At 35.3% G+C, this 22,608-nt stretch carries 25 protein-coding genes and 1 riboswitch; of the genes, 12 read left to right on the top strand and 13 right to left on the bottom strand.

Annotated features, from left to right (window positions below; genetic code table 11):
- Positions 1–52 precede the first annotated feature (52 nt).
- The 3 genes from EGX95_RS27525 to EGX95_RS27515 form a co-directional block, all read right to left on the bottom strand.
- A complete protein-coding gene (locus EGX95_RS27525) occupies positions 53–889 on the bottom strand; it encodes a YitT family protein (RefSeq protein WP_000248047.1) in 837 nt (278 codons plus the stop codon).
- 118 nt (positions 890–1,007) lie between these two features.
- On the bottom strand, positions 1,008–1,337 hold the full coding sequence (locus EGX95_RS27520; protein WP_001004211.1) for a PH domain-containing protein: 330 nt from the start codon (positions 1,335–1,337) through the stop codon (positions 1,008–1,010).
- 148 nt (positions 1,338–1,485) lie between these two features.
- Complete coding sequence (locus EGX95_RS27515; protein WP_063246620.1) at positions 1,486–2,463, bottom strand: LacI family DNA-binding transcriptional regulator; 978 nt, start codon at positions 2,461–2,463, stop codon at positions 1,486–1,488.
- Between the two features lie 305 nt (positions 2,464–2,768).
- On the opposite strand from EGX95_RS27515, the gene EGX95_RS27510 reads away from it, so the two are divergent.
- Entirely contained in the window at positions 2,769–2,864 is a 96-nt protein-coding gene (locus EGX95_RS27510) for a DUF3948 family protein (protein ID WP_001060001.1), read from the top strand.
- Between the two features lie 222 nt (positions 2,865–3,086).
- Here EGX95_RS27510 and EGX95_RS27505 read toward each other — a convergent pair whose 3' ends face one another.
- Positions 3,087–3,692, bottom strand: coding sequence for a lysophospholipid acyltransferase family protein (locus EGX95_RS27505; RefSeq protein ID WP_000277774.1), 606 nt, complete (start codon positions 3,690–3,692; stop codon positions 3,087–3,089).
- A 337-nt stretch (positions 3,693–4,029) separates the two neighbouring features.
- On the opposite strand from EGX95_RS27505, the gene EGX95_RS27500 reads away from it, so the two are divergent.
- Positions 4,030–4,125: a DUF3948 family protein gene (locus EGX95_RS27500; RefSeq protein WP_001060007.1), complete on the top strand. Its 96-nt coding sequence runs from the start codon at positions 4,030–4,032 to the stop codon at positions 4,123–4,125.
- A 60-nt stretch (positions 4,126–4,185) separates the two neighbouring features.
- On the opposite strand, the gene EGX95_RS27495 is transcribed toward EGX95_RS27500, so the two are convergent.
- Positions 4,186–4,326 (bottom strand): YrzO family protein, encoded by a 141-nt coding sequence (locus EGX95_RS27495; RefSeq protein ID WP_000894066.1) that lies wholly within the window; start codon positions 4,324–4,326, stop codon positions 4,186–4,188.
- Positions 4,327–4,347: 21 nt separating this feature from the next.
- Positions 4,348–5,316 (bottom strand): DMT family transporter, encoded by a 969-nt coding sequence (locus tag EGX95_RS27490; RefSeq protein WP_001225435.1) that lies wholly within the window; start codon positions 5,314–5,316, stop codon positions 4,348–4,350.
- Positions 5,317–5,443: 127 nt separating this feature from the next.
- Between EGX95_RS27490 and EGX95_RS27485 the strand changes: the two genes are divergently transcribed.
- Together EGX95_RS27485 and EGX95_RS27480 are read left to right on the top strand one after the other, a co-directional pair.
- Entirely contained in the window at positions 5,444–6,310 is an 867-nt protein-coding gene (locus EGX95_RS27485; protein ID WP_000423059.1) for a LysR family transcriptional regulator, read from the top strand.
- A 255-nt stretch (positions 6,311–6,565) separates the two neighbouring features.
- A complete protein-coding gene (locus EGX95_RS27480; protein ID WP_001060016.1) occupies positions 6,566–6,667 on the top strand; it encodes a DUF3948 family protein in 102 nt (33 codons plus the stop codon).
- 216 nt (positions 6,668–6,883) lie between these two features.
- Here the strand turns inward: EGX95_RS27480 and EGX95_RS27475 are convergent, their stop codons facing one another.
- Positions 6,884–7,831, bottom strand: a complete 948-nt coding sequence (locus EGX95_RS27475; protein ID WP_000712208.1) for a helix-turn-helix transcriptional regulator — start codon at positions 7,829–7,831, stop codon at positions 6,884–6,886.
- A 133-nt stretch (positions 7,832–7,964) separates the two neighbouring features.
- Here EGX95_RS27475 and modA point away from each other — a divergent pair, with 133 nt between their 5' ends.
- The 3 genes from modA to EGX95_RS27460 all read left to right on the top strand — a co-directional run bounded on the left by modA (position 7,965) and on the right by EGX95_RS27460 (position 10,604).
- Entirely contained in the window at positions 7,965–8,771 is an 807-nt protein-coding gene (modA, locus tag EGX95_RS27470; RefSeq protein ID WP_001032258.1) for a molybdate ABC transporter substrate-binding protein, read from the top strand.
- A 5-nt stretch (positions 8,772–8,776) separates the two neighbouring features.
- Entirely contained in the window at positions 8,777–9,451 is a 675-nt protein-coding gene (modB, locus tag EGX95_RS27465) for a molybdate ABC transporter permease subunit (protein ID WP_001996525.1), read from the top strand.
- 301 nt (positions 9,452–9,752) lie between these two features.
- On the top strand, positions 9,753–10,604 hold the full coding sequence (locus EGX95_RS27460; protein WP_000353544.1) for a GRP family sugar transporter: 852 nt from the start codon (positions 9,753–9,755) through the stop codon (positions 10,602–10,604).
- 66 nt (positions 10,605–10,670) lie between these two features.
- On the opposite strand, the gene pnuC is transcribed toward EGX95_RS27460, so the two are convergent.
- Complete coding sequence (gene pnuC / locus EGX95_RS27455) at positions 10,671–11,321, bottom strand: nicotinamide riboside transporter PnuC (protein ID WP_000621368.1); 651 nt, start codon at positions 11,319–11,321, stop codon at positions 10,671–10,673.
- 187 nt (positions 11,322–11,508) lie between these two features.
- On the opposite strand from pnuC, the gene proC reads away from it, so the two are divergent.
- The 4 genes from proC (at position 11,509) to EGX95_RS27435 (ending at position 17,326) form a co-directional block, all read left to right on the top strand.
- On the top strand, positions 11,509–12,318 hold the full coding sequence (proC, locus tag EGX95_RS27450; RefSeq protein WP_000956265.1) for a pyrroline-5-carboxylate reductase: 810 nt from the start codon (positions 11,509–11,511) through the stop codon (positions 12,316–12,318).
- A complete protein-coding gene (locus EGX95_RS27445) occupies positions 12,315–13,148 on the top strand; it encodes an aldo/keto reductase (RefSeq protein ID WP_000060176.1) in 834 nt (277 codons plus the stop codon). Before proC ends, EGX95_RS27445 begins: the two co-directional genes overlap by 4 nt.
- A 151-nt stretch (positions 13,149–13,299) precedes the next feature.
- Positions 13,300–13,406, top strand: a riboswitch (SAM riboswitch).
- Between the two features lie 132 nt (positions 13,407–13,538).
- On the top strand, positions 13,539–15,179 hold the full coding sequence (locus tag EGX95_RS27440; RefSeq protein WP_000726442.1) for a peptide ABC transporter substrate-binding protein: 1,641 nt from the start codon (positions 13,539–13,541) through the stop codon (positions 15,177–15,179).
- A 506-nt stretch (positions 15,180–15,685) separates the two neighbouring features.
- Entirely contained in the window at positions 15,686–17,326 is a 1,641-nt protein-coding gene (locus tag EGX95_RS27435) for a peptide ABC transporter substrate-binding protein (protein WP_000731079.1), read from the top strand.
- Positions 17,327–17,370: 44 nt separating this feature from the next.
- Here EGX95_RS27435 and EGX95_RS27430 read toward each other — a convergent pair whose 3' ends face one another.
- Positions 17,371–17,586, bottom strand: coding sequence for a hypothetical protein (locus EGX95_RS27430; protein ID WP_000949588.1), 216 nt, complete (start codon positions 17,584–17,586; stop codon positions 17,371–17,373).
- A gap of 172 nt (positions 17,587–17,758) precedes the next feature.
- Here EGX95_RS27430 and EGX95_RS27425 point away from each other — a divergent pair, with 172 nt between their 5' ends.
- Positions 17,759–18,226, top strand: a complete 468-nt coding sequence (locus tag EGX95_RS27425; RefSeq protein ID WP_001259643.1) for a YusW family protein — start codon at positions 17,759–17,761, stop codon at positions 18,224–18,226.
- Positions 18,227–18,242: 16 nt separating this feature from the next.
- Here the strand turns inward: EGX95_RS27425 and EGX95_RS27420 are convergent, their stop codons facing one another.
- From EGX95_RS27420 to EGX95_RS27405, 4 genes are read right to left on the bottom strand one after another with little or no spacing between them, the layout of a single operon-like run.
- Positions 18,243–19,853 (bottom strand): peptide ABC transporter substrate-binding protein, encoded by a 1,611-nt coding sequence (locus EGX95_RS27420; RefSeq protein WP_000714108.1) that lies wholly within the window; start codon positions 19,851–19,853, stop codon positions 18,243–18,245.
- Between the two features lie 13 nt (positions 19,854–19,866).
- Positions 19,867–20,640: an ABC transporter ATP-binding protein gene (locus tag EGX95_RS27415; protein WP_000205675.1), complete on the bottom strand. Its 774-nt coding sequence runs from the start codon at positions 20,638–20,640 to the stop codon at positions 19,867–19,869.
- A complete protein-coding gene (locus EGX95_RS27410; protein WP_000531256.1) occupies positions 20,637–21,647 on the bottom strand; it encodes an ABC transporter ATP-binding protein in 1,011 nt (336 codons plus the stop codon). Before EGX95_RS27410 ends, EGX95_RS27415 begins: the two co-directional genes overlap by 4 nt.
- Positions 21,604–22,608, bottom strand: a complete 1,005-nt coding sequence (locus EGX95_RS27405) for an ABC transporter permease (RefSeq protein WP_000501524.1) — start codon at positions 22,606–22,608, stop codon at positions 21,604–21,606. The genes EGX95_RS27410 and EGX95_RS27405 overlap by 44 nt, the downstream gene beginning before the upstream one ends.

Here is a 22,608-nt window from a genome sequence, read left to right as displayed (position 1 = left end):
TTACATTTTTGTAAGAATTAAAAAAAGGTGAACGAATTTACTCGTTCACCTTTTAGCTCGCTTTAAAGCCCCCACCAAGTACATCACGTACATCATGGATAACGACGAAAGCATCGTCATCTACTCGACTAATAACTTGCTTTAACTTAACAAGCTCTTGTTTATTAATAACAACATATAAAACTTCTTTATTTTTACCAGTATATCCGCCGCGCCCTTCTAATACAGTAACGCCGCGTGTCATGTTTTTCGTAATAGCCTCACGTATTAACTCTGGTTGATTTGAAATAATTGTAACAGCCGTTTTTGTGTCCATTCCTTCTACAATGAAATCAATTACTTTCGCTCCGATGAATACTGCAACAAGTGTGTACATCGCTTTTTCTTGCCCTATTATAAATACGGAACCAGCAATTACAACGATATCAATAATAAGTACACCTTTACCGACGCTCCAACCTAAATATTGATTTGCTAACCGTGCTAAAATTGCCGATCCCCCTGATGTACCTCCAGCTTTGAACATACAGCCTAATCCGATACCGACAAATACACCAGCAAATAGTGCCGCTAATAACGTATCACTATTTACATGATACTCAATATGTTCCGTAACATATAAAAACAAAGATGTTTCTACAATCCCTAAAATTGTATAAACCATCGTTTTCTTATCAAAAAATTTATAACCAACAGCTAGTAAAATTGCATTTATAGCAAAATTCACAATCCCCGGCGACCAATCAAATAAATAGTACGTAACAACCGTTAAACCAATAATTCCACCCTCTGATAGACGGTTTGGAATTGCAAAGTAATTAATACCAATTGCGAATAATAATGAACCAATTGTAATTAGTGTTATTTCCTTTATACGTTGATTAACCATAGTTCATACCCTCCCCCCATTTGACATTGTATCACTATCTCCTAGAGGTTTAGAAGTTGTTTTTATTCAGCATTTTTCCTCATAAAGACCAGGATATTATGTTTAAACAGAGGGGTGATTAATTATTCACATATGCTCTAACTATACGGACAAATTGCTCTACATTCCCCTTCTGAATATACTTAGCTCGGATGGTTTCATGATTACAAATAAATTCGAAATACGGGCGAAAAACTATGCTATCTATATGCAAATATGAGTACTCTTTAAATGTTGAAGGATAGTATGGAAATTTTCCGTAAAACAGGAGACGTCCAGTAGTCGCAACAAAAATCCCATGTTGATAACATAACGTGAAATGATCCTTCTCAAAAACCCCCACCACAAAGGCTAAAACATTTTCGTCATTCCCTAGAAACTTTTTTATACTTAATAAAAGTTCATTCATGCATTTCCCTCCAAATACTATTTTTGAAAAGAATCCATGGATTGTTACAAACCGGTTTAACCCCTTTATAAAGTATGAAACGCGTTTCCTGTCAAAGGTATTTCAAAAAAGTAATCCGTTATGCACTTATACACATAACGGATTAAAACTACACTGTAGATCGCTCCACAAGTTCATATGGAATTTCCACCTTTTCTTGTTTAGAACTTTCAGCATTTGTTTGCCGATAAAACATTTCAAAGGCTTTTTTACCTATTTCCTTTAAATTTTGATCAATAGTTGTAAGTTGTAACACTCGCGAGATAGGTTGATTATCAAAGCCAATAATCGCTAAATCCTCAGGAACTTGAATACCTAATTTTTCAGCTTCTGTCATAACCCCAATCGCAACTTCATCTCCTGCTACTATTAATGCTTCAGGAAGATGCTGCATCTCCTTTAATTTATGAGCCACTCTCACACCATCTTCTAACGTAAAACATTCTGTGAAAATCCATTCTTCATTCACTTCTTCATCTATAGATTGCAATTGACGCTTATACACATCAAAACGCTTTTGACTACTCGGTCCTAGCTTTCTCCCCGTGCAATAACCAATTTTTTTATAACCTTTTTCAATAAGGTGATTCATTCCTAGCTGGAAAGCTGCCGAATGATTTGTATATACACTTGAGATATTTGAAATATCATTGTCTTCACAAGCAATGATTGTGCCGTATGAAGCATACGGTTCTATCATTTCCCAATCATTTGCACGTGAACAAATAATAAGGCCATCTAATTGTTTCGTTTTTAACATATGTAAACTTTTCATTTCTTCTTTTTTATTATAGTTTGTTTGGCAAAGTAGCACCCTGTAGTTATGAGTTAACGCTCCCTCCATCATTCCCCCTACCATTGCATCGAAGCTCGGGTGATTAATGTAAGGGAGAATTACACCAACAATATTCGTCTTTCCTTTTGATAAATGAACAGCATTTGCGTTTTGTGAGTAATTCAACTTCTCAACTATCTCTATAACCGCTTTCCTTTTTTCTTCACTTACATACGGATGATCATTCAATACTCTCGAAACAGTCGTAACTGAAACTCCCGCCATCTTTGCAATATCTTTAATATTAGCCATACATTCACCTCTACTTTTAAATTAATAAATTCCATGAACATATGTCAAACCTCCTCATCATTACACCTTCATTCATTTTTCTTACAAAAGTGTAATTTCCCTGTAAGTTAATTCGATAGTTACTTCTTGCGATATTTCATACAATTAAGTCAGAAACAGGGCAACCATTATTCGAAAAGGAGCGGATTTATATGATGAACAAAATGAAATCAAACAATTTTTTAAATACAATGAGCATGGTATTTTCCGCTCTTATCGATGCAAAAGCTGTTGCTTCTACATTAAACAAGTAAGGAGAATATATTATGAATAACATCACTTTTAACAAATTAGATTTTTTAGGACTGGCTAGTGGCTCGATTCTTCTTACTGCTTTTATTTACGCCACTACGCTTGTATAAATTTTGTGTCCCCTTTCCCCTTTATCCCACTTTAATGGGCAGTAAGACCCCCACCTCAAAATTCAACGAAAGCAAAGAAGTTAGGTAGGGGATCAACTGCCCATAAAAGTCCGATTGGTTCAACTAATAATCAGTGGGGGATGAAGCCCCCCACTGATTAAAGTTTCACTTTATTATAAATAGTAATAGAAAAGACGACCGTCTATGCCCGGTCGTCTTTTCTTACTTTTGATTTGATTCCAAAGCTTCCTTTAGCTCCTCAAACTTCTCATTTAATTGGTCTGTCATCATTTTCATAGCTGTTTTCCGATCTATTTGTTCTTCAGCATCAATTTGAATCGGATCTCCAAAAATCAATTGTGCCTTTTTCCCCTTTATTAATTCTTTTACACTTGATGGACCAACATAAGCTGCTGGTATTAATGGAACGTTAGAACGCATCGCAATTGTCACAGCACCAGCTTTTAACGAAACATCTTCTGTCGATCTCGTTCCACTTGGGAAAATCCCTACCACTTTTCCTTCTTTTAATAAGCGTGATGGAATTTTAAGTGTACTCGGTCCTGGATTTGCACGATCTACAGGGAATGCATTTACATTTTTAAAGAACCAATTTTTGAATTTCCCTTCAAATAATTCTTTTTTGGCCATGTAATGAATCTCTGTTGGGTACATCCCTGTAGCTAACATTAATACATCCATAAAACTTGTATGTGTACACGCAACAACATACGGGCCACCTTCTGGTAGCTTTTCTCTTCCTTGCACTTCTACTTTCCCAGCTGTTTTAAATATATATTTCAACAAAAATGTAATTGGTTTATACATTGGTTTCGTTCCTTTCTGAACATCCGAAGTATAGTCATTTTCTTACCTCAATTATAACACTAAGTTATAGGAGTTGGTAATAAAAATGAGTATTAATTGTTAAATTTCAATTCTTACAAAAGTGTAATTTTCTTGTAAGCTAATTCGATAGTTACTTCTTGCGATATTTCATACAATTAAGTCAGAAACAGGGCAACCATTATTCGAAAAGGAGCGGATCAATATGATGAACAAGCTGAAAACGAACAATCTTTTAAATACAATGGGCATGGTATTTTCCGCTCTTATCGATGCAAAAGCTGTTGCTTCTACATTAAATAAGTAAGGAGAATGCATCATGAATAACATCACTTTTAACAAATTAGATTTTTTAGGATTAGCTAGCGGCTCTCTTCTTCTTACTGCTTTTATTTACGCTGCTACGCTTGTATAACTTTGTGTCCCCTTTCCCCTTTATATAGAAAAAGACGACCGTCTATGCCCGGTCGTCTTTTTAAATGTTTCTTTCTTTTAACTCTTTTAAAAGCTCTATCATTTCAGCTTGTTGTTTTATCTTCTTACGACCATTTCGATTAATTGCTGCAAGCTCACAAGCAACTCCGACGGCAAAGAAAAACAATAAACTTTCTAACATGTAAAATCCTCCAATTGCCTATTAAACAGCTTGACGTAATTGCTCTTCTTCTAAAATTCTCTTGTTGATATTTTCTTCTTTCCTCTGACAAACATTATTACGAATAAGTGCTACAATAACAAGTAAAGTCCCTACAATATCAAACATTGTTATTTGATATCCTTGCATCATCATAATAACTAAGGTTGTAATTGGCACAAAATTAATAAATAAAATCCCATTAATGGACGATAAAATTTTCACACCGTAATTCCAAGCTAGTAACGCTACTATCCCTGGTAATGTCATCATAAATAATAAATCGTATTTCACAATAAAAATCGTTCCCATACTCGGAACTGAAACATATCCAAACGCCGTTATAATTATCGTTATAATTCCTGTAACAGTCGTACCGAATACACACGTCAACGTAGAATAACGTAATGTTGACCAATCGCTACACGTTTGACCACCCATCGTATAAATAACCCAGCCCACAACTCCAACAAATATACATGCTAGTGAAAACATGTTATCTTTCAATGTTAAAAAGAAACTCATATCACCTTTTGTAATAACAAATACAGCCCCTATAAAAGCGATAATCATGCTCGTTATCATATACTTTTTCGGTTTTACACGCTTATATCCCCATAGGATACAAATAGAAATCATCGGCATAAGTGCTTCCATAATGGAGGCTACCATCACGCCTGATTTTCCCATTAACATTTGACCTAAAAATATAAGTACATTATATACAGTAAACGCCATCGTTCCGAAAAAGACGAGTAACTTTCCTCTTCCTTCTAAACGAAATGCCTGTTTCCCTTCTTTCATTAACAACAATATAATCAGCATTATCGCCACCGCTCCATAGCGAATAAGCGAAAAGTAAAATGGATCTATGTATTCTAACGCATGATCAGCAACTGGAAACATTGCTCCCCATGACATACTTGCAATTAAACACGCTAAAGCGCCTATTATCATTTGACCTTTTCTCACCGCAATCCCCCACTTCTTTCTATTTGCACAAAGAGAATTGTAAAAGAAAAAATATATCACGTAAAATGATTCAAAATGATGTTAACTATCATTTATAATGATAGTTAACATCAAGGAGGATCGTATTATGGAATTAAGAGATTTACAAATCTTCCAGAGCGTTGCTGACCAAGGTAGTGTAAGTAGTGCAGCAAAGGAATTAAATTACGTACAATCAAATGTAACAACGCGTATTAAACAACTGGAGAACGAGCTGAAAACACCGCTCTTTTATCGTCATAAACGAGGCATGACTTTAACAGCTGAAGGAAGAAAAATGCTCGTTTATGTTAATAAAATTTTGCAAGATGTTGAGGAGCTAAAACAAGTATTTTTAGATAGTGAAACACCCTCTGGCATATTAAAAATCGGTACTGTCGAAACAGTAAGTACATTACCTACCATTTTATCTTCTTACTACAAAAGCTATCCGAACGTCGATTTATCATTACAAGCAGGTCTAACAGAAGAATTAATTAGAGAAGTACTCGATCATCAACTAGATGGCGCCTTTATATCAGGGCCAATAAAACATCCCCTTATTGAACAATATGATGTTAGTACAGAGAAATTAATGCTTGTAACACAAAATAAAGCTTTTCATATAGAAGAATTTACAACAACGCCTCTACTCGTTTTTAACCAAGGTTGTGGATACCGTTCCAAACTAGAACGATGGCTGAAAGACGAAGGTTTGCTACCAAAAAGAATTATGGAATTTAATATATTAGAGACTATATTAAACAGTGTTGCACTGGGCCTTGGAATTACGCTCGTACCACAGTCTGCTGTCCACCACCTTTCTAAAGCAGGGAAAGTACATTGTCATGCAATCCCTGAAAAATACGGCAGTATTTCAACGGTTTTCATACGCCGCAAGGATAGCTATATGACAAATTCAATGCGTAGCTTTTTAAAAACAATCGAAGAGCACCACCACATTAATATGCTTTAAAAGACATTCTTACACGAATGTCTTTTTTTCTTACAAAAGTGTAAGTCTTCCGTAAGCTAATTCGATAGTTGCAGGCGATCATATTTCCTATAATTAAGATATAAAGCAGGGCAACAACAATTCGAAAAGGAGCGGATACGCATGATGAACAAAATGAAATCAAACAAATTTTTAAATACAATGGGCATGGTGCTATCCGCACTTGTCGATGCAAAAGCTGTTGCAACTACATTAAACAAATAAGGAGAGATTATAATGAACAACATTACATTTAACAAATCAGACTTTATCGGACTTGCAAGTGGAGCGACTCTTCTTACAGCTTTCATTTACACACTTGCTAAAGGTCTTGTTTAACACTTTGTTTCCCCAAACCCCTTTATATATAGAAAAAGCTGCTCGTCTTATAGACAAGCAGCTTTTTAGTTTGTCCCGCTTTAATGGGCAGTAAGACCCCCACCTCAAAATTCAGCGAAAGCAAAGAAGTTAGGTGGGGGTCGGGCTGCCCATAAAAGTCCGATTGGTGAGGGCTGATAATCAGTGGGGGATGAAGCCCCCCCACTGATTAAAGTTTCACTTTATTTCATATATAATTTGACCTGTTTTCGTCATATCATATCCACCAATCGCTTTTAGTTCATTATGAAATTCTTCCGATTGCAGAATGTCTTTCACAACTTCGATCAGCTCTTCATTTTCTTTATTCTTCAAAATCACTAAATCATACTGTTCTTTCATGATTGGAACAAAGTCTACATTTACAATTTGCGAAAACTTTTCTGATCCTACTCCGACGTCAGCTTTTCCATTCGCGACTTGCGTGGCAACACCAAGATGGTTCGATTCTTCCCATTCATATCCACTAATACGTTCTTTATTTAAATTTTGAATGCGCAATTGTTCATCGACTAACACCCTAATACCAGAACCCTTTTCTCGATTTATAAATCGTATAGATGATTGAGATAAATCAGCCCATGTTTTTATATTTTTAGGATTCCCCTTTTGCACATAAAACCCAACGTTCCTCGCTAATAAGTTAATCATAATACATGGCTGTCCTACTAAAATGCGTTTTACATAAGGAATATTATATGTACCCGTTTCGCCATCAAACAAATGCAAGCTAACGATACTTCCTTCTCCTTGATACATTTTTACTAGGCTCGTTAAACTACCTTGATATGCCCTTAATATAGTTGAACTTGGCAGGCGATTTTCTATACGTTTTGCCAACATGTCTAACGTTAGTTCTTGTCCGCTAATAATACATGTATTCGAGATACTATTACTGTCATTCTTTACAGGAGTAACTTGTACGTTACCTGTTTTCATTTGCTTAATATATTGTTCTAAATCTGCTGCATCAATGCGCATCTGTCTACCAATTCTATAAGAAGGCAGTTCTCCTTTTTTAATTAAATCGTATACAGTTAATTTTGATACTTTTAATCGCTTCGCTACTTCTTCCGTTGTGTAGGAATGATGATCCATAGACGATTCCTCACTTTCTTTCTTCATTGTAACAAAGAAAAGAATATTTCTCCTATATTTTAAAAATAACTACATCGTTCAAATTATATTCAATTATAATTAGTTATAATTAGTTATAATTATTTATAATTAATTATGTCAAAACGAAAGGGGATTTTTTATGAATAAGTTTACATCACAATCCATCGGGGCACTTATCCTTTCTTTTCTTCTTATATTTAGTGTTGCATGTACAAGCGGAGAGAAGAAAGAGAAATCAACCGCTAAAGAAGGAAAAACAGTTGAACTTACTATATCAGCAGCTGCAAGCTTACAAGATGCGCTAAAAGAAATTGAAACAAAATATAAAGAAAAAGAACCTAATATTAAACTTTCTTTTAACTTCGGCGCTTCTGGTGCACTTCAACAACAAATCGAACAAGGTGCACCTGCTGATTTATTCTTCTCAGCAGCCGAAGATAAATTCCAAACTCTCGTTAAAAAAGGGTTCATTAATGAACAAGAGGGGAAAAATCTCCTTGGAAACGAACTCGTTCTAGTCGTCCCAAAAGATAGTTCTCTTACAAAAATTCAAGATTTAAAAGATGAAAAAATAAAAAAAATCGCACTTGGTACACCTGAATCTGTACCTGCGGGAAAATACGCAAAAGCTTCTCTCACACATGAAAATCTTTGGAATGACATTCAAAATAAAGTCGTATTTACAAAAGATGTTCGCCAAGTGTTAACATATGTAGAAACAGGTAATGTTGATGCTGGTATTGTATACAAAACAGATGCTCTTATTTCAAACAAAGTAAAAATTGGTGAGACAGCAGCGGATACTTCTCACGAGCCAATTCACTATCCTTTAGGTATTATAAAAGAATCTAAACACAAGAAAGAGGCGACTTCATTTTATGAGTATTTGCAGTCAAAAGATGCACAATCTATCTTTAAAAAATACGGATTTACAGTCCTATCATAATTGCCATGAGCTTTGATACTATTTTATCACCAATCTTTCTATCTTTACGAGTAGCTGCATGTGCCACCATTATCGTTACCATTTTAGGAACGATAATCGGACGAGCGCTAGCACGCTCCTCATGGAGATATAAAGTAATATTAGAAACTATTTTCTTACTACCAATGGTACTTCCGCCAACTGTAATCGGCTTTTTTCTCATTATCATTTTTGGAAATAACAGTCCTATTGGAACGTGGATAGAATCAATATTTCAGCAATCTATTATGTTCACATCTACTGCTGCTATCATTGCTTCTACAGTTGTTGCATTTCCGCTTATGTACCAATCAGCAAAAACAGGATTTTCTATCGCGAATGTACAAATTGAAGAAAGTGCTCGTGACCTTGGTGCAAGTGAATATCAAGTTTTTCTACACGTCACACTTCCGCTTGCATTTCCTGCCTTACTAAGTGGAATGATTTTGAGCTTTGTTCGTGCGCTTGGTGAGTTTGGTGCTACGCTCATGTTTGCCGGAAACATTCCTGGTAAAACACAAACTATCCCAACTGCCATTTACATGGCGATTGATGCAAGTAATATGCAGCTCGCCTGGACACTAGTAGTTATCACTATTAGTATGTCCCTCCTATTTTTGCTATGTATTCAGCTTATTAATAAAAGAATTACTAACTCTTAAGGCAGCTCTTTTTGAAGCTGCTTTTTTATTTCTTAGGAAATAAAAATATACCACCGGGAAATAACTGAATTTTAAATTTTATTTAAATATACATTCTATTTGAATTTACTTTCTAAAATAGGCAATTTCCTGTTATTATATGGAGGTGTTTGAAAAAATGAAGAAATGAAAACGCATTTATATCGTGAATTCTTCATCCTGTTTTAGCGATCGGTAATCTTCTACTCTAGTAGTGGGGCATTACCGATCGTTAGAACGATATGTAATTATATTGGTATAGCAAAACGAAGGGAGTCTTGTAATGGACATTTTATTAGCGCTTCTTCCTGCAATTGCATGGGGAAACATCTTATTAGTAAGCGTAAAAATGGGCGGTGGTGCATATAGCCAAACGGTAGGTATGACAATCGGTGCTCTATTCTTCGCAACAATTATGTATGTATTTACTCAACCAGCTTTAACAATGACAATCTTGATTGTTGGTTTTATTTCAGGTTTATTCTGGGCTTTAGGACAAGTAAACCAATTAAAAACAGTTGAAAAACTAGGCGTTTCAACTACTGTAACAATTTCTACTGGTATGCAACTTGTTGCAACTTCTATCTTTGGGGTTATCGCTTTCCGTGAGTGGACTACTACTACAACGATCATTCTGGGAACGATTGCAATCCTATTAATCGTAGTTGGTGTTGTATTCACATCATTAGATGATAAAGAAAATGCTCAGCCACCAGGACAATTGAAAAAGGGACTTCTTACTTTAATTGTTTCTACTTTTGGCTATCTTGTATATGTAATTATTATTCGTTGGTATAACATCGATGGTTGGTCTGCTATTTTACCACAAGCAGTTGGTATGTTTGTTGGTGCGGTTGTACTGACATCTAAACATAAACCATTTAACAAATATGCAATCCGTAACGCTTTATCTGGTTTACTATGGGGAACTGGAAACTTATTCTTACTTCTTTCATTACCACGTGTCGGAGTAGCAACAAGCTTCCCATTATCTCAAACTGGAATCGTTATCTCAACATTTGGTGCGATTGTCTTCTTAGGCGAAAAGAAAACGAAACGTCAATTGATCTTTATTGCACTAGGTAGTGTTTTAATTATCGGCGGCGCTGTATTACTTGGTATGACAAAAGCATAAACTTATAATCTATTAGTAAACCCCTGAGGCACATATGCTTCAGGGGTTTTTAATTCTAATTATTTTCTAGATATAATTATTTGTATGTTTTTGGCCCTTATAATTATTCTTCCACTCTAGCAAACCCGCTACACATATAAAGAGATTAATAACAGCTAATATTAGCATAACATATAACCCAGTGGAGATATAAATTGAAATACTAACTACATTATATAAAATCCATAAATGCCAGTTTTCTAGGATTTTTCGACTTAGCATAAATTGAGCTACTAATCCTAGTACAGCATTTAAAGCGTCTAAATATGGACTTGTTGATTCTAAGTAATGGACTTGATAATACCCCCAACCAATCCATGCAACTAAAATAAAGATTATATAAAAAATCCAACCTTGCAAATCTAAACGAACTGTTGCTTTTACCTCTTCCTCCCCACTACGTGCAATCCAATGATACCAACCATATACATTAAATATAAATTGAAAACCTGCCAATACTGCCATTGCATATAAACCTTGTGTAATAAAAATATACAGAAATACCGCAACGGTAATCATACCGAATAAAAAGTTGGATACTTTTTCTCTTGCTAATAGCCAAACATTAATAATTCCCATGACCGATGCAAAGATTTCAATATAGCTCGATTGAATATACAATCCAACCAATACACAAATAATACTAGTAATGAGTAAAAAGAGCGGACTTCTAATCATAATCATCTCTCCCCAGATGTGTAATAAATTCCCTATCACTAGTATAAGGAATCACTCTCCCCTTCACCATTAATTTCCTACTTTTCATTATCTATTCCATCTACAATAAGCCTTTTCTTTTTACAAAATTCTCTTAAAAATGGTATCGTTTTTTATAACATATCTCCACTAGAAAGGAATAGAGGATATGCTAACTAAACATCGAATTCTATTTATTGGTGCTGGTCGTATGGCAGAAGCTATATTTTCCGGATTACTTAAAACAAGCAAAGAATACATCGAAGAAATTATCGTTTCTAACCGAAGCAACGTAGAAAAACTGGAACAATTACAAGCGCGATATAATGTGTCTACTACAACAGATTGGAAGCAGCATGTTACATTTGTTGATACGATTGTTTTAGCAATGCCGCCTTCTGCACATGAAGAATTATTAGCAGAATTATCTCCTTTACTATCGAATCAACTTGTCGTAACGGTAGCTGCCGGCATCGGCCCATCTTATTTAGAAGAAAGACTTCCTAAAGGAACGCCTGTTGCTTGGATTATGCCAAATACAGCTGCTGAAATTGGTAAGTCTATCTCCTTATACACGATGGGACAATTCGTAAACGAGACTGATCAAGAAACCCTGCAATTGCTTTTAGGGGGCATTGGTACTTCGCAACTTTGTACCGAGGAAGAAGTTCATCAACTTACTGCAGTTACTGGAAGTGCACCAGCCTTCCTTTATTACTTTGCTGAAAGTTTAATTGAAGCAACAAAAAGTTATGGAGTCGATGAAGCAACCGCAAAACACCTTGTCATTCAAATGATTTCTGGCTCTGCTTCTATGCTTGAACAAACACAAGATCCAGCTAACCTCCGTGAACAAGTAACAACGCCAGGTGGTTCCACAGCTGAAGGTCTCAAAGCTTTATATGAATATAATTTTTCAGAGGCAATTCAAAAAGCAGTAGAAGCGACAAACAAAAAAGCTAGGGGGGAAATAATATGAGTTTAACAAGTTTAAAAGACTATACAACATTACATAACGGTGTAAAAATGCCTTGGTTCGGCTTAGGTGTTTTTAAAGTAGAAGATGGTTCAGAAGTAATCGAGTCTGTGAAAGCAGCAATTAAAAATGGCTACCGCAGTATAGATACTGCAGCAATTTATCAAAATGAAGAAGGCGTTGGCCAAGCAATCCGTGAATCAGGTGTTTCACGTGAAGAATTATTTATTACATCAAAAGTATGGAATAGCGATCAAGGGTATGAAACAACACTTCAAGCATTTGAAACTACATTAGAAAAATTAGGACTAGAGTATTTAGATTTATATTTAGTACATTGGCCTGTAAAAGGGAAATATACTGAATCATGGAAAGCGTTAGAAAAACTTTATAAAGACGGCCGTGTTCGTGCAATTGGCGTGAGTAATTTCCATATTCACCACTTACAAGACGTATTTGAAATTGCTGAAATTAAGCCAATGGTCAATCAAGTGGAATACCACCCACGTCTAGCACAAGAAGAGTTGCACGCTTTCTGTAAAGAACATAATATCCAGCTTGAAGCTTGGTCACCGTTAATGCAAGGACAACTACTAGATAATCCAACGTTGCAAGAAATTGCGACAAAATATAATAAATCAACTGCGCAAATTATTTTACGCTGGGATTTACAAAACGAAGTTGTAACAATTCCTAAATCAATTAAAGAACATCGTATTATTGAAAATGCAAACATCTTCGACTTTGAATTAAGTGCTGATGATATGAAAGCAATTCAAGCTTTAAATGAAGATCGTCGCGTTGGTCCAGATCCAGATAACTTTAACTTCTAGTAGAAAAACCACTGCCATATGCAGTGGTTTTTCATTTGAGAAAACTGAAAATTTAAACTATATTTCATTCAGTTGACACTTCATCATCCAAGGTGTAAGATTTTGAATTATCAAAGAAACACAAAAATTAATAAAGTTTATTCGTTTACTCATTGTATCAAGAGAGGTGGAGGGACTGGCCCTTTGAAACCTCGGCAGCAGGTTCATTTTTGAATACTGTGCCACTTCCTGCAAGCTTTATAGCTTGAAAGATAGAATGAGGGACTTCGTTTATATACGGGTGCATAACTTGTACGTAAAAATCCCTCTTTCTCAATATGAAAAGAGGGATTTTTTATTTTTCATTTCCCTCATCATCATCCAAACTTAATTATTTAGGAGGAAAATCAAATGAAAAAGAAGTTTGTACCCGGTATTGCATCAGTTGTAGGAGTAAGTATTTTATTAACTGGTTGCGGTAGTTATAAAAACGAAGCAAGCGGAGCAAATGCAAAAGACGAGGCACCTAGCAAACAGGTTTTAAACTTATCTTCACCTACTGAAATACGAACAATGGATACGGCTCGTGCTACAGACACTGATTCTGGCCAAATAATGAGAAACGTATTTGAAGGCTTGTATAATCTTGGTGAAGGTAATAAACCTGTCCCTGGTGTTGCAAAATCTCATGAAGTAAGTGGCGATAAAACGAAATACACATTCCACCTGCGAGATTCAAAATGGTCAAACGGTACTCCTGTTACAGCGAAAGATTTTGTCTTCGCTTGGCAAAGAGCTGTCGATCCAGCAACAGCCTCTGAATATGCATTTCTATTCTTTGATATTAAAAATGCAACAAAAATTAACAACAAAGAACTTCCAGCCGACCAACTTGGTGTAAAAGCAGTTGATGACCATACATTTGAGGTAGAATTAGAACGCCCTGTTCCATATTTTATTAGCTTAACAGCGTTCCCAACATTTCTACCAATTAACGAGGAATTCTTTAAAAAACAAGGTGATAAGTACGCTTTAGAAGACAATACAATCTTGTACAACGGCGCTTTTACACTAAGCGATTGGAAGCATGAACAAAGCTTTAAATTCAAGAAAAACCCTACCTATTGGGATAAAGATACTGTCAAACTAGAGGAAATCAATTTTAACGTCGTAAAAGAAAAATCAACAGAAGTAAACCTATTCGAATCAAAACAATTAGACCGTATAAAATTAACATCCGACTTCGTTGATAAATATAAAAAAGATGCGAACTTTAAAGAACGCCCGAACGTAGGCGTACAATTTTTACGTATGAATCAACAAAACAAAGTACTACAAAACGTGTCTGCACGCCAAGCAATCGATCAAACAATTGATCGAAAATCCTTTGTAAATACGTTATTAAATGATGGCTCTACACCAACCTTTGGTCTCGTTCCAAAAAACTTTGCAAAAGGGCCTGATGGAAAAGACTTCCGTACTATAAACGGGGATTTAACTAAAGTTGATACAAAATCTGCACAAGAGTTATGGAAAAAGGCAAAACAAGAGCTTGGTTCTGAAAAAATAACATTAGAATTATTAACAAGTGATGCTGACCTTGATAAGAAAACTGGTGAGTTCTTAAAAGGACAACTAGAAAAGAATTTAGATGGATTAACAGTAAATGTGAAACCACAACCACGTAAACAACAAGTTTCACTTTTATTAAAAGGTGACTATGAAATTGGTATTGATGGCTGGAGCCCTGACTTTGCTGATCCAATTACATTCCTTGAATTGTTTACAACGAATAATCCATACAACTTAGATCATTACTCTAATAAGGAATTCGATAAAACAATTGAAAAGGTTAAAACGACTTTAGCTGGTGATGAAAAAGCTCGATGGGAAGCATTACTAGCATCCGAGAAAATATTATTTAAAGACTCTGTTATCGCTCCTCTTTACCAGAAAGGCGAATCTTATTTAGAACGTTCTTATGTGAAAGGAATTGTGCAAGTAGACTTTGCAGGTCAATTAAACTTCAAATGGGCACAAATTGAAAAATAAAGTGAAACTTTAATCAGCCCCAACCAATCGGGCTTTTACGGGCAGTTGATCTCCCACCTAACTTCTTTGCTTCCGCTGAATTTTGAGGTGAGGATCTTACTGCCCGTTAATGCGGGATAAAAGGCAAGCTGAATCGATGTTTTTCTATCTATAGTAATTATTTTATTGAAAAAATGTATTAAAAGCGGATTCTCAATAAGAGGAAATCCGCTTTTTTAATATATTATTTTAAAAAATTAATGCTCAACTTTTTATTATTGACATATAGTTCTTTCCAGTGTTAATATTCTAAATAATCAAAGAAACAAAATATTTCACCATCATAATATAACGTCTACTACGTTGAAACATATAACGATAGATTATAGTTCAACATGTATATACATATAGAACACCTGATTACCTACATGTACACATTTATAATAGGTTTTCTCTTCTTCTATAAATACACTTTAAGACATGGACATTATGACGTTACGAACAACACATTTAGGGAGGAACGAACAATGAAGAAAAAAGTTGTACCTGTTGTTGCATCTGTTTTAGGGGCAAGTCTATTACTAACTGCTTGCGGGGGAAATAAAGATAACGCAAGCGGAGCGAAAGCAAATGATAAAGCACCTGATAAACAGGCAATTAACTTATCATTTGCTTCAGAAATTCCAACAATGGATGTTGCAAAAGCAACGGATGGGGAATCCATGAACGTAATGCGTAATGTTTTTGAAGGGTTATATGCAATGGGAGAAGATAATAAACCGATTCCTGGTGTCGCTGAGTCGGTTGACGTTAGTCCCGATAAAACGAAATATACATTCCATCTGCGTGATTCAAAATGGTCAAACGGGACTCCTGTTACAGCAAAAGACTTTGTCTTCGCTTGGCAACGTGCCGTAAACCCTGATACAGCAGCTGAATATGCATTCTTATTCTTCGATATAAAGAATGCGAAACAAATAAACCAAAAACAATTGCCGATTGATCAACTAGGGGTCAAAGCTATTGATGACAAAACATTAGAAGTACAACTAGATCGTCCTGTTCCCTACTTCTTAAGTTTAACGACATTCTCAACATTCTTACCAATTAATGAAGAGTACTTAAAGTCTCAAGGCGATAAATACGGTTTAGAAACAAATCATTTAATTTACAACGGTGCCTTCACATTAGATAACTGGAAACACGAGCAAAGCTTCCAACTGAAGAAGAATCCTAACTATTGGGATGCTAAAACGGTGAAATTAGAAGAAATCAACTTCAATGTCGTTAAAGATAAGTCTACAGAAGTTAATTTATATGATTCAGGACAAATTGATCGCGTTGCTTTAACTGCGGAGTTTGTTGATAAATATAAGAGCGATCCAAACTTCAAAGAACGCGCTGAAGTTGGCATTCAATTTTTACGACTCAATCAAAAAAATGAAACATTAAAAAATCAACATGCACGCCTTGCTATTAACGGAGCAATGAATAAGAAAGCATACGTAGAAACAATTTTAAATAACGGCGCTGTTGCAGCTGAAGGAATGGTTCCTGCGAAATTTGCAAAAAGTCCTGATGGCAACGACTTCCGTAAAGAAAATGGAAATCTAGTGAAAGATGATGTGAAAACAGCGAAAGAAAACTGGAAAAAAGCGAAGCAAGAACTGGGTACTGACAAAGTAACAATTGAACTCCTAACAAGTGATAATGCTTTAGCTAAAAAGACTGGTGAATATTTAAAAGGTGAACTAGAAAAGAACTTAGATGGATTAACAGTGAATTTAAAACCACAACCACGTAAACAACAGTTAAAACTACTGTTAAGTGGTGACTATGAAATCGGTATTGATGGCTGGGGCCCTGACTTCGCTGATCCAATTACATTCTTAGATTTATTTACAACAGATAGTGCTTACAACTTCGATAAATACTCTAACAAAGAGTACGATGAGCTAATTCATAAAGTAAAAACAGATTTAGCTGGTGATGAAAAAGCTCGCTGGGAAGCAATGAAGCAAGCTGAAAAAATTCTATTACAAGACGGTGCTGTCGCTCCTTTATACCAACAAGGTCGTTCTTACTTACAACGCGGATTTATTAAAGGACTTGTAACAACTGACTTCGGTGGTGAGTTTAACTACAAGTGGACAGAAGTTGCAAAATAATAAGTGCTAATAAAAAGGTATCCCACCGAGGATACCTTTTTATTTTATGCTTCTTTAACTACAGAGCTTCTTCTTCCCTTTACCATTCCTTTTATGGCTAAAGTCATCACTGCTACTGATTGTGTAACCAATACAATAACTAATAACGAAATAATATTTCTCTCTAAATTAACTCCTCCAAATATTATTGTATAATAGCCATTCGCTGCATATGTTGCAGGAAATAATCCGCCGATTGTTTGATATGTTTTAGAAAGCATTTCAGTACCTCCTCACAACTTCAATTTACCATATACATACAAATCGTTTTTGATTTAAATTGCGGATTAGTCCTTATGACTACAGAATAATAATTTATTTTTAACACATACATAATTACATGATTTTGGGAAAAACTTGTATAGAACGAATTTACATAAGGAGGAATTTATAATGAGAACTCTACTATCAGTTTTATTAGCTCTTATGCTAGTACCTGCATTAACAGGATGTAAAGCTCCTGCAAAAGAAGATACAACTTCTAATAAAAAGACGACTGAAGAAGCAAAAAACGAGGCTCCTGCAGATTTAAAACTAAACTTCAATGAATTCGATTTAAAGGCAGACTACCAAGATACAAAGAAAGACTACGAAGCAGACTATAAAAATGTAGCAGCTGATAAGAAAATGGAAGCAAAAATTGAAGATCATAAAGCAGATGTAAAATTAACAGGAGACGAGGCTATCACAAAATTAAGCCCACTTCTACAAGAATTAAAATTTGATAAAGATACTGCTGACCAAGAAGTAATCGATCAAGTAGTGAACGTGTTCAAACTTGATAAAGACTATCAAAAATTTGATTTAGAAGTTGTCTTCTCTGATGGAACGAAAAAAGAATATAAAAGAGAAATAAAATAAAGAAGTAGGCAGTTGCCTACTTCTTTATTTTTGCATATCTTAAATCTGGTTTAGATCCAACATAATATTGAAGTCCAGATACCGTTTGTTTTTGTAAATAGGAATCCGACGGGAATATAATTGGAATTAATGGTGAATCTGTAAACATAATATCTTCCGCTTTATGCAATAAGTCAAAACGCTTATCTTCATTTTGTTCAACTTCTGCTTCCTTCACTAAAGCATCAAATTCTTTATTATGCCATTTTGCATAATTGTTTGGACCATCACCTGCATATAAATCTAATTTAGTAATTGGGTCTAATAGAGAACCGCCCCATCCCATATAAGCTAATTGGAAATCACTTTGCTTATATGTGTCGATATAACTCTTCCACTCTTTATTTTCTAATTTAATATCTACGCCAAGGTTTTTCTTAAACATTTCTTGCATTGCTTCTGCTACTTTTTTATGTTGTGTATCTGTAGTGAACTTTAATGTTACTTCAGGTAATGTAGACCAGCCTTGTTCTTTCATGCCTTCTTCTAATAATTTTTTCGCTTCTGCTGGATCAAATTTAACGTAACCACCTTTTTCTTTACGGAAATCACGCCCACTTTGTGTTTTTGCTCCTTCTGGAACGAATGCATTTGCTTCTTGTGCATTGTTTTTATACAGTTTTTCAACAATAAACTTACGATCAACTGCTAATGAGAATGCTTTACGTACCTTTGCATTTGTGAACGGCTCTTTTTCTACGTTAAACGAATAAATATAAGATGAGAATCCTGCAACACGCTTGTATTCTTTATTTCCTTTTTCTTTCTCAATCATCTCTTGTGGTAAACCACTTAGTAAATCTAATTCTTTTGATTTGTATAATTGGTACGCTGTTTTAGAATCTGGAATAATACGAAACTCAATTTCTTTTAATGTTACCTTTTTATCATAGTATTCTTTATTTTTTTGTACTGTAATAGCCTGATTGTGCTTCCATTCTTTTAATGTGAATGGTCCGTTCGTAATTAACTCTTTTGGATCTGTTTTTAATTTATTATTATCATCAATTGATTTTTTAGATAATGGAATGAATAATGAGCTTGCTAATTTTTGTTTAATGGAAGACACTGGGTGCTCAAGTGTTACCTTTAATGTTTGAGGATCAATGACTTGAATGCCAACTTGTCCTTCTTCACCTTTTCCAGTATTGTATGCCTCTGCCCCTTTAATAAAATACATTTCTGTCGCATTCATAGAACCCGTTTTCGGATTTAATAATCGCTTCCATGCAAATTCAAAATCATTTGCTGTAATAGCAGAACCATCTGACCATTTAATATCTTTCTTTAAATGAATTGTATACTCAGTTCCATCAGCATTTACTTCTTCTTTCTCTGCTAATTCATTTTGATATTTCCCATCACTATCTTGCGTATATAAGCTTGAGAATAAATGTCCAATTACATAACCTGAAGTACTATCTGTCGCAATAGCGGAATCAAGTGTATATGGATCGCTACCAATATTCGTTACTAATCGATCTCCTTCTCCCTTACCAGCACTCGCCTTTTGCGTCTCTTTCTTACCGCAAGCGACAGAAGTAATTGCTAAAACAGTCATAATGACAAACAGTAAAAACTTCTTCATCCTACATTCTCCTTTAACCTGAAATTTTTGGTGTTGATGCCAACAGTGTTTTTGTATAAGAATGTTGTGGATTACGGAATACTTCGTCCGTAGTTCCAAATTCAACAAGTTCTCCTTTATATAAGACAGCTACTTTTTCACATAAATAGTGAACCATCGGTAAATCGTGTGCGATGAATAAATATGTATAACCTTGTTCCTTTTGGATTTTTTGCAGCAGATGTACAATTTGAATTTGCAATGAAACATCTAACGCTGAAATTGGTTCATCAAGAATTAATACTTCTGGCTCACACAATAACGCTCTTGCAATAGCAATTCGTTGACGTTGTCCTCCGCTAAATTCGTGCGGATAGCGATCAATATATCGTCTATCTAATCCCACACGTTCTAGCGCATCACCTGCTACTTTATCCTTTAATCCTTTATCACCTAAACCGAATGAAATATAACCTTCCGTTACGCTATCGCGTACTTTCCAGCGCGGATTTAATGCTGCTGTGGAATCTTGAAAAATAAACTGTACTTTCTGTAAGAAATCACGTTTATGAGCTGCCTTCAACTTGTGAACGACTTGACCGTTATAATCAATTTCACCAGACGTTGGGCTCTCAATCCCAGCTATGAGCTTACCAAGTGTTGTTTTTCCTGAACCACTTTCTCCAATAATTCCAAGCGTTGTGCCTTTCGGGATCACAAGTGATATGTCTTTTAACGCTGCGATTTCTTTATTTTTACTTCCATACGTTTTCGTTACTTGCTTTACAGTAATTAAATCTGTCGTCATGAAGCATTCACCTTCTCTTTTGATTTCGCTTTATTATGCTCCAGAACATGTTGCCAGCAATGTGAACTATGCTCCTTGGAATATGTTGTTCTCTCTGGGAAACGATGAATACATTCTTTTATCGCTACTGGACAACGATTTACAAAAGGACAACCAAAGCTATTTAACGTCTCAATGGAAGGTGTCGTCCCTTCTATTGCACGTAATACTTTTTCGGAATCATCCATATTGGGAATTGCTTGTAATAAGCTTTTTGTGTATGGATGTTTAGGGGAACCTATCACTTCCTCTATCGTTCCTTTTTCAACAACACGTCCTCCATACATCACAACTACTCGATCCGCTACTTCACGTACAAGTGCTAAATCGTGCGTAATTAGTAAAATACTCGTATTTTGCTTTTCCTTTCTTTCCTTTAATAACTCCATAATTTGCTTTTGAATTGTTACATCTAATGCTGTCGTAGGTTCATCCGCAATAACGAGTTTTGGGTGGCAAGCAAATGCGATTGCTAAACAAATACGTTGCCTCATACCTCCGCTTAATTGATGTGGGTACTGTTCAAAGCGTTTCTCTGCTTCATGTATCCCTAAATCATTTAATAAGTTAATCGCAATTTCTTTTGCTTCTTTTTTCGATTTCTTTTCGTGTTGCAAAATCACCTCTGTAATTTGCCTTCCCACCTTCATCGTCGGATTTAAAGATGAAAGTGGATCTTGAAAGATAAAAGAAATATCTTTCCCACGAATTTGATTCCATTCTGATTCTTGTAGATTCGTTAATGCCTTTGATTCAAAAGATATATTTCCATCATCAATTTGAATTGATTCTTGATTTAAGCCGATAATAGATTGTGCTGTAACACTTTTCCCTGAGCCACTTTCTCCTACAAGTGCAACTATTTCACCTTCGCTAACAGAAAAGGAAACATGCTTCACAATTGCTTGTTTACTATTCTCTTTTTCAACGGCTAACGTTACGTTTTCTAAAGATAAGAGCTGTCCCATGTTTTTTCTCCTTTCGATTCTGTTTTACGATTTTTGGATCAATTGCATCTTGTAAACCATCACCAATCGCATTAAATGCGAACATAATGAGCGCAATCATGATTGCTGGGAAGAATAGCTGCCACCATTCCCCGCTTAGTAATGTCCCAAGTGCATCATTCGTCATCGTCCCCCAGCTTGCTGCCGGTGATTGCACTCCTAGTCCGATAAAGCTTAAAAATGATTCTGAGAAAATAGCTGCTGGAATTGTAAATGATAAATTTACGATAATAATGCCTGTTAAGTTCGGAATTAAGTGCCCGTATATAATTTTCATATGTGATGTACCTAATCGCTCCGCTGCAATAACAAACTCTCTTTGTTTTAAAGATAAGACTTGCGCCCTAACGAGACGTGCCATACCAATCCATCCTGTTAATGCAAGGGCGATGATAATGGTAAAAAGACCTGGTTTCATAACAATTAATAGTAAAATAACAATTAACAAATACGGGATACCGTATAATACTTCGATTCCTCGTATAATCCACTCATCAATTAATGTCCCAAGGCGATTGCGCCCTCTCACATATCCACTAAATCCTCCAATTAGCACACCAAGTCCTATATCAAGAGCAGCTGCCACTAATCCAACTGTTAATGAAATTTTCCCGCCAGCCCAAGTACGTGCCCATATATCTCTTCCCAAATCATCTGTTCCGAACCAATGCTCACTACTAGGTGGTAAGTTTGTCGCCTCTTTTACTTGTTCACTCGCAGTAAATGGCGTTAAACTTTCACCAACAAGTGAAAAAACAATAATGAGTAATAACGTCACTGATCCTAAAACTGCGATTGGATTCGATACAAACTTACGAAACACTTCTTTCTTTCGGCTAATCTTTTGCTGATCTTTATTTATTGTTAATTCTTTTTTCTCTTCATTTGTTAATAACTGGTCATTAATTTCATAAGCCCCCAT

Origin of the sequence: Bacillus sp. FDAARGOS_527 (assembly GCF_003812125.1) — a bacterium.
GTDB lineage: Bacteria > Bacillota > Bacilli > Bacillales > Bacillaceae_G > Bacillus_A > Bacillus_A paranthracis.
This window is presented reverse-complemented; position numbering and strand designations above follow the sequence as displayed.